This is a genomic window from Mesorhizobium sp. M0522 (assembly GCF_040321085.1).
In the GTDB taxonomy this organism is placed as follows: domain Bacteria; phylum Pseudomonadota; class Alphaproteobacteria; order Rhizobiales; family Rhizobiaceae; genus Mesorhizobium.
Genome location: NZ_JAMYQW010000003.1, coordinates 341,322 through 349,959, shown reverse-complemented (window position 1 = coordinate 349,959; position 8,638 = coordinate 341,322). Strand labels below are relative to the sequence as shown.

Genomic DNA, 8,638 nt, shown 5'->3' with positions numbered 1-8,638 from the left:
ACACCCCCCCACCCCCACCGCCTCGTGGCGGGGCCCGCCGCGCCCGCGCCCCCCGTGCCCCCAAAAAACCGCCCCCCCAATCCCGCTACAAAACCCAACCCCCCCCCCCCCCCCTCCCGGGGCCCCGGGCTCCAACTGAACGTCACTATTTCGTCGGGCTTGGGCGGCTTACTCCTCCTTCACCGGCCCGAACCGGCGCACGATCATTTCGAAGACGATGTCCGAAATCCACATGGCCGAGACGCCGATTAGGAACGCCGCGGCCAGCGTCGTGGTGTCGTCGTCCGGAGAAGGAATGGGAAGGCCGGCGGCGCGGAAATAATGCACGACCGGCAGCGTCAGATAGGCCGCCGCCAGCGCGCCGCAGATCGGCGAGGCCACCATTTCGCGGACCTTGTAGCGATGGCGCGACAAGGCCCGCAAAATGCCGCCGGACAGGCCGGCGACCAACACCGGCGCCTTGATGCCCAGGACGTCGAGTAATTCGTGCATCATGGCGTCCACCCGCACCATCTGGCGCCCTGCCCGTTGAAGGCGTTCATCTCGTCGAGCTCGGGCCGGCTCATGGCGGCAACGACTGGGGCGGATGGCCGGCGCGGCTGGTTGTGGTCGCACCAGACCTGGCGCGGATTGCCGGCCGGCGCGGTTGTCGTGCAGCCGGCGAGCACCACGCAGAGGATCAGCGCTTTGCCCATTTCTCAGCCTCCGCTCTTGCTGCCGCATCGGCCATGCCGGCGGCCTTGCGCTCTTCGGCGGCGGCCTCGCGCCTCATTTCCAGGCGGTCTTCGGCGGCCGCGACTTTTGCCTCGGCCTGTTTGACCGCCTCCTTCTTCGCCCGGTTGATGCCGCCGGCAACATAAAGGCCGATGCCGCCGGCCGCAGCGGCCAATACCGTCATGACGACCTTGTTGCCGAGGATGGCGCTGAGAATGGCGAGGAGCGCGGCCATCACAAATCCTCCGCGCGACGGCGGCGCAGGAACTCGGTCAAAACGCCGTTGATGACAAGAAACCAGGGGAACCATTCCCCCGGGATAATCGGCGAAAGCACCTGCGGGTCGACATAGGTAACGATGGTCGCGATGACGCCGAGGGCCGCCTGAAGCCGCGCCCAGAATATTGTTTCGCTGTCGCAGAAGAAGCTCTTGATCCGGGTCCACATGTCATTTCCTTCCAAACAGTTTGAGGATGGTTGATAGTTTGAGGATGGCGGCGATCAGCGCTGCCCAGAAGCCGGGCCTGGCGACAGCCACAGAAGGCGCGGAGGGCACGGCGGTCGGTTGTGGATCGGCAATTGGCTTCGCGGGATCTGGCGGGGCTGCAGGGACGATCGCCGATGACGCCGGGCCGGCAGACGGCCACGGCGTATCCTTGATGCGCGACCATTTGCGATAGGCCTCGACAAGCCTGGTATCGTAGGCGTTCTTGCGGTAGCCGGCGCCGTTGTAGCCCTTGGCAAAAGCAGCCCAGTCATGATTGCGCAGATTGCCGTCGAGCCGGTTCGCGACGATGAAATCGATCGCCGCACCGAGCTGCAGCGCCTCGTCCGCCATCATTGCCTCGGCCATCGCCTGCACGGTAAGGAAGCCCGCGGCCTTGAAATTCTCGCCGAGGACCTGACCCAGCCCCCATGAAGCGGATTTGAGCGCCGCGGTTTCGTCGATCGCACAAGCTGCCCTGAGCCGTGGGTAGCTATCCCTGGGATAGGGCTTCTCGCCCCACTTCGGATAAGCGAGGCCGGCGGCTACCGCTTGTGCCCGCTTGGCACCCGACAGGCTGCGGTAGAAGACGTGCGGTTCGAACAGGATGACCGGCCGGCCAACGGCGTCGAAGCCGTGCCCGCTGGTTTCAACATCGAGGAACGCGTGCATCTCGTCCTCGCCGACGCCGATCCGGGCACCGAGTTTCGGCAAGTCTATATCATCGAGGCGCCTGGCGGCGCCCCTGAACGTCATGTCCATGGGCAGTCCTTTCCGCCCTCGCGGGCAAGGTTTTGAGGTTGAAAAAGCAGATGCGTGGCGGCAAAGCAGAATTGGGCGGCAGCCCGTGCCGATGTTGCCGTGGCAAGGAAGGTTGATGTTTTCGATCCGCCGTGTGAAATGGCCGCGGGATGGTGCACATGTCTGATGATGAACAAACCGCTGCGGCGCGCTGGTCGGTGAAGTCCGAACTCCGCGCCGTCGGTCGCGACAAGCCGCTGCTCGCGGTGCTGGCGGCGATCCTCTGCCTCTATTGTGCGTTTATCGCCGGACCGATCGTCTATGCGGTACTGGCCATCAACGGCATTGCGGATTTCTTCAAATGAAGCCAGTTCCGGCGATCTCGCTCAGGTCCCGGTTCCTGCGTCTACCGCGCCCGAAATTGCTCGACCTGGATGAAATTGCTTAGCCGGGATGAAACTGTTCCCGTCTATCGTTCGTACCTGTAGCGGGTACGGGAGGACACGTGACGATAAGAATCAGGCTTCCAGGCGGGACTTTGAAGATCAAGAAAAGGGACGAGCTGCGGCGCCGCGAGCAGAATCGCGAGGTGCCGGTTTGGCAGGTCGGCAATTACTTCGTCATCTGGTGGCCGAGCGGCGTGTCCGATCGCCCATCCTCGCCCAGAAAATCCTCGCCCAGGAAATAGCCCGCGCACCAGACGATGCCGACTGAGCAATGACGCCTCCGTGCGGGATCGGGAACCGCCGTGCGCGCCAAACCTCAAGACCGCTCGACTAGTCCCAGAAATAGTCAGCGGGCAGGCATTGACTCTTCCGCAGCGGAAGGTCTCTGATGCTGCATTGCACAATGGGGTGGCGGAATCGATGGCGGTGCGTATCAGGATGCCTGGCGGCACACTGAAGGTGAAGGTGTACCGCGAATTGCGCGACCGCGAACGCGCCCGCCGCATACCCGTCGTCAAGATCGGCCGGATCTATTTCACCTGGTGGTCGAACCGCCAGCGCCTGATTGATGATCAGTCGCCAGGGTGACGCATGAATTTTTTCGGCTGCCATGCGCCTGGGAAAGCCCGCCCCGACCTCCGCCGGCCAGCTTGCAAAATAAGTTGATGAGGCCGCTGTTGACTCTTCCGTAACGGAAGGTCTCTACTTACCGCATTGCACGAAAATTGCTGCGTTGCACAACGGGAGTTGGACCGATGGCAGTGCGTATCAGGTTGCCTGGCGGCACTCTGAAGATGAAGACCTATCGTGAGTTGCGGGCCAGGGAACGCGACCGCCGCGTGCCTGTGATGAAGATGGGCTCGCTGTATTTTGTCTGGTGGTCGAAAAGCCAGGAACCTCACCAGAAGCCGCAGGACAGCAGACGGTAGCGGCTCCGCCGCGGTGGGTCTGCGTCGGCGATGAACCCTAGCCGAAACCTCTCCCCCCAGGATTTCTGGTCGAGTTGCAGTGCCATGTTGGTGTGACCTCGCGCGGCTCCCGATTCTTCTGACGTCTTTCGGCGATTTTCACGGCGTCTATATTGGCGGACGCGGTCGTCTCGCAAGCTTGCAAACCGCCGCCGCTTGTCGCAATAGCTAGGCCGTAAAGAGACGCATGGATGATGGAGGCTGACCTGTCTATTGCGAACAGCCGATTTCGGTTGTCGGCTCAGTTAGCCGACGAGCCACCGATCCCACGTGCAATTATTGATTCGGACCTCGAAGACGCGGCGCGGGCATTCTTCGAAGGGGTATCTGAACACCAACATTGGAAGCATTTCTTCGAGCGATCGCAGCTTTTCGCTGAGAGGGTGCGAAAGTCGCGCTTCGGCCGCAACTGATATGCCATTCGTTCCACCATTCCTCTACCGCCTAGCCGGCATCAACTCCGGCCCCGCAACGAAGCTAAGTTTGCGGAGCGTCCGCAGTTTGCGGCGAGGCAAGCATGCGATCGGCGAAGAATGCATCATCAACAGCGTCTTTTCCTTCGATCGCGCCGATGCAAAGATCACCGTTGGAAAAAGATCCTATATCGGCAAGAGCCACCTCGTGGCGGCTGAGAAGATCGAAATCGGGGATGACGTGATCATTAGTTGGGGTACCACAGTCGTCGATCACAACTCACACGCGACGGGTTGGCAAGACCGCAAGGAAGATGTCGCCGACTGGCATCAGGGAAAAAAGGACTGGTCAAAGATCACCATTGCGCCAGTGAAGATTGAAGACAGTGTTTTTATCGGCTTCAACGTCATTATTCTCAAGGGCGTAACGATCGGCAAGGGATCGGTCGTTGGTGCGGGCTCTGTCGTCACGAAAGACGTGCCGCCCTTTAGTATGGTCGGCGGTAATCCTGCAAAGCAAATCGGCGGCGCTGCTGCTAGATCAGCGACTTGAGCACAGAGCTCCGGCCATGTAGGCCATGCTGCGCATCGCCGTCTTGGGTGCAAACCTTAGAAATTCGGTCCGCAGTCTGTGTTTTACCCATCCTTTTTTTTCGCCAGCCAGGTGCTGTTCATAAGCGAGGTCGTGCGCAAAAACCTTTAGCCGTTCGACCTTTAGCCCAGACGTTTTGAGAAGGTTTTCAAACGTTTGGGTCGTGTAGAAGTTGATATGCCCATACGGCCCTGACATCCGAATGGCCTTGCTGAGATCTCGCGTATGCTCCAAAGGCACTTCAATATAGAGCTTCTCGCAGACCCGAGCCGCCTCCCTCAGAAACATCCGTTCGTGCTCGACGTGTTCGACGACGTGAATGGCAAGCCCAAGATCGAACGACTTGTCGGGATGAGGGATGTGATAGCCGTCGAATACGTCGATGCGGTCCAGTTTGGCGATTTTTCTTGCCTTGATGGCCTCGACGCCGCTCTTCGAAATCTCGACGGCGCCAAGCTTCTTACCGAGCCCCTTCCTGTTCAGCTTATCCAGCACCGCACCTTCGCCCGCCCCGATGTCAAGAATCCTGTCGAAGAATTGGCCTTGAATGACCGCTTCGATGTGCCCGACCGACTGGTTTGAAGCTATGTCCCGTTTTGCGGCTACTTTTCCATCGGCGTAATAGTCGTCATAGATGTCGATGATGCTGCCGGCATGCGCCATGGGACAATCCTCCAAGGATAGCCCCCGCCGCCCTCATCCTGCCATTGCCTGCGAATGGCGTCCAGCGTCGACTACGGCGCCGCCTACCCAGACCTCAACGAGACCCTCAATGTCGCCGTCAGGAACCGGGATTTCGCGGCTGTGTGCCGGATCCTTCGGCTTTGCGACCATGATCATTGCGCCCACCACCAGCCATTCCTCGCCCTCCTCGAGCTCGGTGATGATTTCGCCCTTATGCTGAATAGCGAATGCCATTGCTTATCCCCTTTCCGCGACTTGTTCGATGAAGCGCAGCGCATTGCCGTCATGGCCGGCATCGTTGAAATGCAAGCCCTCTTGATAGTTTCCCGAATTGATGTAGTCGAAGCCGTCGATCGGGATGGTCAGCACATTGCGCGATCGATAGGTCTGACGGATTGCGCCAAGGGCGGCATCATAGGTCCGACCGCCCGTGTAGCTTGCATCCCATGCGGCTGACGGCCGCGTCGGCGGCATCACAAGGATACGCGGTGCAGCGGCCGCTTCCAACGTGTTGATGATTGTTGCGATGTTTGCCGATATCGTGGCCGGCGGCGTGCCAAAGCTGTCATTGATGCCGAGCGCTAGGATGGGCACGATCTTGCCGCCGGCGTAGCCGCATTGAGCGGCGGCCGATGTAAGACGCGCGGTGTTGAATGACGAGAAGGCATAGCTGCCGTGTGCCGCGCGCAAGGTGCGCAGGCGCGGACGCGAGCCGGCCGCCTTGACGCCAAGCCTGATGAGCCCGGTAATCTCGATAGGACCGCCGACAGCCGTAAGAGTGTAATTGCCGCTTGCCGCCTGCCCGGTGAGCGAAGGCCCCGAATACTGATCAAGCGCCAGGGCGCCGGCGCAGTTGACGGTTTTGTACGCCGCGCCGCCGTTGAAGACAAAGGCAAGCGATCCCTGAGCGGCGTCCTGAGTGTAGTGGACGTCGACCTGTTCATAGGTGCCGGTAAACGCCAAGGACGCGCCGGCGGCGAGGATGATGCTCTCGCCGATCGGCCCGCGCGACCCTGTCAACACGCTCCCGGCGACGGTGACGCCATAGAAAGTCGGAAGATAGGTAGAGCTTGGCCGCAAAGCAGTCATGCCCGGTTCATCGTCGGCAATGCCGATATTGGCAAAACGCGTAACCAGGTTGAACCAGTGTTTCGGCCCGTCGCTGGCAAGCGCCCAATGGCCGATGCTATCGGCGATCAGGCAGAGCACATCGTTGTTGGCGATGTGTTCGGCCATCGTCGCGCGAAAGCCGTCATAGAGATTTTGCAGCGACGGCCGGCGCGGAATGAAGAAGCGCTTACTGTTGACGGCCGGCTCGCCAGGTCCCCAAAAACCGTCGCCAGATGCGGGAATGGCCGTCAAGGCGAAATTTCCAGGCGGCACATAGGGGTTGGGATGAGCGCTCGCCGCGGACGCAAACAGCGCGGTCGCATCGACGACGCCGTTCGGATCGGCGTCAGCCAGCAGGTTCATGCCGGTATTGCTGGCGCCGCCGGTCAAGGCCCGGTCGGCATCGGCGAGCAGACCGGTCTTGATCGTAAAGCGGACCTCGTACCGATGCTGGGCGGACGATGCTACGGTCGCGCCATTCGACAGCGCGCCTGATTTGATCCATGCCGGGATGCCTTGCGGGTTGACGTTGTTTTGAAATTTGTAGGCGCCACCGCTGATCGCCGGATATTTGCCGGTTGGGATTGGGATACCCAGCGGGATATGAGCGACCCCGTTGACCAGCGTCACCGCATATGTGCTTAGGACATTGACCACCAACCCGCCGAGATAGTCCACTACATGAATGAGCGCAGCGCCGGCGCCAGCGCCAGCGCCAACGTCGACCGCTGTAATATGGCCGTCGGCCGGCGCTGGCGTCTGCATGATGACGCTGTAGCTGCCCGGAACGTCCGACCCCGTGTTGACCAGCGTCGGCCAGCCGATTTCCTGGCTAACGCCGACAGCGGAAACGAGACCGTTTGCTGTGGTATAGGCAGCACGCGCCTTGACGGCGACTTCGCCGGTGAAGGTCGCCTTCCACTGCGGACCATTTACAGCGCCTATAGTCTTGGCAGTGTGCGAGGCCGGAACCGCCGCTGTGAACCACTCGACTTCGCCGTTCGGAATTGCCCCGGCAGTGTAGTACCAGCTACCAGCGCCAGTGCGCTGGAGGCCCATGACGCTGCCGGCAGGCTTCAGGATCGAAAGCCCTGAAACAACAGACGACGGGCCGGCTGGAACGGACATTGTCTGGTCGGAAACCAGGCTAAGCGTCCCGTCGCCCTCGACGTGGGCAATAACGATGTGGGCTATCCCCGGCACGATGCCAAATCCAAGCTCCAAGGTCGACAGATATTCATCGACCGTCGACAGCGATCCAGGCCAAAAATAGACGCTGTCGTTCGTAATCACCGTGCCGCCGACGGAACCCGTGATCGGAACGGGTCCGACGATCCTTGAGCTGATCAGGGCAATTTCCGCCGTTGCCGCGCGAACGCCCGTATCGGCCGCCACAGGCCCGGCCGTGACATTGTACAGCCCAAGCACACCAGTCGAAACTTCGGTCCAGAAATACTCGCCGACATCGACATTCCTGCCCAGCACCGCCGCGGCGGCGGCGCCGGCCAGCCCTGCCGAGGCTGCAAAACTGAACGTCGGCGCCACTGTGTAGGAGCCCGGCGCCGTGATCAGTATCTGCGTCAGCGCCCCGCCCGCCACCACGAAGCGGCCGGCGGCGCCCGAACCGGTCCCGCCGGTAAACGCCAGGTCGAACGTGCCATTGGCGCCGCCCGAGCCCGCCGTGATCGCACCGTTGCCGACGACGCCGAAGCCGATTGCCGCCGCCGTCGTCGGGAAAATGCCCTTGCCGTAGAGCGAAGCGTCGCGTGCGGCCTGAGCGCTGATGACGGCCGCCGCGGCGGCGACGGCATCGGAATTGGTGGCAGCCCGGTCGGCTGTGGTTTGTCCGGCATTCGCGGCGGAAGCAGCGGCACTGGCGGATCCCTGGCCGGCGCTGGCGGCGGCGGCATCCTTCAGCGCCTGGGTTTCGTCGCGCAGCGCTTCGACCTCTTCGACCACATCGGCGATGTCGGGCGGAACGGATGCGGCGACGGTGATGGCATCGGCGCCGACTGCCGGCTCGTCGGCCGTGAACTCGAACACGCGGTCGGCGTTGACCGACCCGATCTGGGTGTGAACGGTCGTGCCCTTCTGCAGGGTGCGCGTGGTGCGGGCGTCGGCGGCACGGAACCAGTCGCCTTCGCTTGCGGTGTAGATGCCGTTCTGCGTCGGGTCGGCCTGGTCCTTGACCAGCACGCGGTCGCCGATTTCGGCCGACACGCTATCGATGGCCTGCAGGCCGTGCAGGAGGATGTCGGCCGTGGTTGCGAGGCGCACGGGTTCGCGTTCGCCGGTCATGAGACGAACGGCGGCAGTTGCAGGTCGGGACATGAGGGCTTGCTCCATAAAAAAAGCCCCGCATAAGCGAGGCTGGAAGGGGTTCAGTGCTGGCGGTGGGAAAGCTAAGCTACGCGGCCGGACACCGCGCTATCTGGCGCAGCCGGTGTATTCACGGACGATTTTGCGGATAGTGAGCAGCGCGGTCC

At 61.8% G+C, this 8,638-nt stretch carries 13 protein-coding genes; 5 read left to right on the top strand and 8 right to left on the bottom strand.

Annotated elements, in window-relative coordinates:
• Positions 1-168: 168 nt before the first annotated feature.
• Genes NKI58_RS06690 through NKI58_RS06670 form a run of 5 tightly spaced genes read right to left on the bottom strand, consistent with a single transcriptional unit; the run spans position 169 to position 1,960 of the window.
• Entirely contained in the window at positions 169-492 is a 324-nt protein-coding gene (locus NKI58_RS06690; RefSeq protein WP_023675762.1) for a hypothetical protein, read from the bottom strand.
• Complete coding sequence (locus tag NKI58_RS06685) at positions 492-695, bottom strand: hypothetical protein (RefSeq protein ID WP_352755538.1); 204 nt, start codon at positions 693-695, stop codon at positions 492-494. The genes NKI58_RS06690 and NKI58_RS06685 overlap by 1 nt, the downstream gene beginning before the upstream one ends.
• Positions 680-949: a hypothetical protein gene (locus NKI58_RS06680; RefSeq protein WP_352755540.1), complete on the bottom strand. Its 270-nt coding sequence runs from the start codon at positions 947-949 to the stop codon at positions 680-682. Before NKI58_RS06680 ends, NKI58_RS06685 begins: the two co-directional genes overlap by 16 nt.
• The gene (locus NKI58_RS06675; protein WP_352784637.1) at positions 949-1,161 is read right to left on the bottom strand and encodes a hypothetical protein; all 213 of its coding nucleotides are present in this window, start codon (positions 1,159-1,161) and stop codon (positions 949-951) included. Before NKI58_RS06675 ends, NKI58_RS06680 begins: the two co-directional genes overlap by 1 nt.
• Position 1,162: 1 nt before the next feature.
• Positions 1,163-1,960, bottom strand: a complete 798-nt coding sequence (locus tag NKI58_RS06670; RefSeq protein WP_352784634.1) for an N-acetylmuramidase family protein — start codon at positions 1,958-1,960, stop codon at positions 1,163-1,165.
• A 158-nt stretch (positions 1,961-2,118) separates the two neighbouring features.
• Between NKI58_RS06670 and NKI58_RS06665 the strand changes: the two genes are divergently transcribed.
• The 5 genes from NKI58_RS06665 (at position 2,119) to NKI58_RS06645 (ending at position 4,319) form a co-directional block, all read left to right on the top strand.
• Positions 2,119-2,304, top strand: a complete 186-nt coding sequence (locus NKI58_RS06665; RefSeq protein WP_352564268.1) for a hypothetical protein — start codon at positions 2,119-2,121, stop codon at positions 2,302-2,304.
• Between the two features lie 501 nt (positions 2,305-2,805).
• Positions 2,806-2,973 carry a hypothetical protein gene (locus NKI58_RS06660; RefSeq protein ID WP_023675755.1) on the top strand — a complete coding sequence of 56 codons (168 nt, stop codon included), beginning with the start codon at positions 2,806-2,808 and terminating at the stop codon, positions 2,971-2,973.
• A 167-nt stretch (positions 2,974-3,140) separates the two neighbouring features.
• Positions 3,141-3,314, top strand: a complete 174-nt coding sequence (locus tag NKI58_RS06655) for a hypothetical protein (protein ID WP_023675754.1) — start codon at positions 3,141-3,143, stop codon at positions 3,312-3,314.
• Positions 3,315-3,544: 230 nt separating this feature from the next.
• On the top strand, positions 3,545-3,766 hold the full coding sequence (locus tag NKI58_RS06650; RefSeq protein WP_352579388.1) for a hypothetical protein: 222 nt from the start codon (positions 3,545-3,547) through the stop codon (positions 3,764-3,766).
• 1 nt (position 3,767) lies between these two features.
• Positions 3,768-4,319: an acyltransferase gene (locus NKI58_RS06645; RefSeq protein WP_352579389.1), complete on the top strand. Its 552-nt coding sequence runs from the start codon at positions 3,768-3,770 to the stop codon at positions 4,317-4,319.
• Here the strand turns inward: NKI58_RS06645 and NKI58_RS06640 are convergent.
• Genes NKI58_RS06640 through NKI58_RS06630 form a run of 3 tightly spaced genes read right to left on the bottom strand, consistent with a single transcriptional unit; the run spans position 4,308 to position 8,483 of the window.
• A complete protein-coding gene (locus NKI58_RS06640; RefSeq protein WP_352594178.1) occupies positions 4,308-5,021 on the bottom strand; it encodes a class I SAM-dependent methyltransferase in 714 nt (237 codons plus the stop codon). The genes NKI58_RS06645 and NKI58_RS06640 overlap by 12 nt on opposite strands.
• A 33-nt stretch (positions 5,022-5,054) precedes the next feature.
• The gene (locus tag NKI58_RS06635; protein WP_352579390.1) at positions 5,055-5,276 is read right to left on the bottom strand and encodes a hypothetical protein; all 222 of its coding nucleotides are present in this window, start codon (positions 5,274-5,276) and stop codon (positions 5,055-5,057) included.
• 3 nt (positions 5,277-5,279) lie between these two features.
• The gene (locus NKI58_RS06630; protein WP_352828191.1) at positions 5,280-8,483 is read right to left on the bottom strand and encodes an SGNH/GDSL hydrolase family protein; all 3,204 of its coding nucleotides are present in this window, start codon (positions 8,481-8,483) and stop codon (positions 5,280-5,282) included.
• Between the last annotated feature and the right edge of the window lie 155 nt (positions 8,484-8,638).

Excerpts from the sequence above, each read along its gene's own strand:
- NKI58_RS06690 (WP_023675762.1), bottom strand. The coding sequence starts at position 492 with ATGCACGAATTACTCGACGTCCTGGGCATCAAGGCGCCGGTGTTGGTC.
- NKI58_RS06685 (WP_352755538.1), bottom strand. The coding sequence starts at position 695 with ATGGGCAAAGCGCTGATCCTCTGCGTGGTGCTCGCCGGCTGCACGACA.
- NKI58_RS06680 (WP_352755540.1), bottom strand. The coding sequence starts at position 949 with ATGGCCGCGCTCCTCGCCATTCTCAGCGCCATCCTCGGCAACAAGGTC.
- NKI58_RS06675 (WP_352784637.1), bottom strand. The coding sequence starts at position 1,161 with ATGTGGACCCGGATCAAGAGCTTCTTCTGCGACAGCGAAACAATATTC.
- NKI58_RS06670 (WP_352784634.1), bottom strand. The coding sequence starts at position 1,960 with ATGGACATGACGTTCAGGGGCGCCGCCAGGCGCCTCGATGATATAGAC.
- NKI58_RS06665 (WP_352564268.1), top strand. The coding sequence starts at position 2,119 with ATGTCTGATGATGAACAAACCGCTGCGGCGCGCTGGTCGGTGAAGTCC.
- NKI58_RS06660 (WP_023675755.1), top strand. The coding sequence starts at position 2,806 with ATGGCGGTGCGTATCAGGATGCCTGGCGGCACACTGAAGGTGAAGGTG.
- NKI58_RS06655 (WP_023675754.1), top strand. The coding sequence starts at position 3,141 with ATGGCAGTGCGTATCAGGTTGCCTGGCGGCACTCTGAAGATGAAGACC.
- NKI58_RS06650 (WP_352579388.1), top strand. The coding sequence starts at position 3,545 with ATGATGGAGGCTGACCTGTCTATTGCGAACAGCCGATTTCGGTTGTCG.
- NKI58_RS06645 (WP_352579389.1), top strand. The coding sequence starts at position 3,768 with ATGCCATTCGTTCCACCATTCCTCTACCGCCTAGCCGGCATCAACTCC.
- NKI58_RS06640 (WP_352594178.1), bottom strand. The coding sequence starts at position 5,021 with ATGGCGCATGCCGGCAGCATCATCGACATCTATGACGACTATTACGCC.
- NKI58_RS06635 (WP_352579390.1), bottom strand. The coding sequence starts at position 5,276 with ATGGCATTCGCTATTCAGCATAAGGGCGAAATCATCACCGAGCTCGAG.
- NKI58_RS06630 (WP_352828191.1), bottom strand. The coding sequence starts at position 8,483 with ATGTCCCGACCTGCAACTGCCGCCGTTCGTCTCATGACCGGCGAACGC.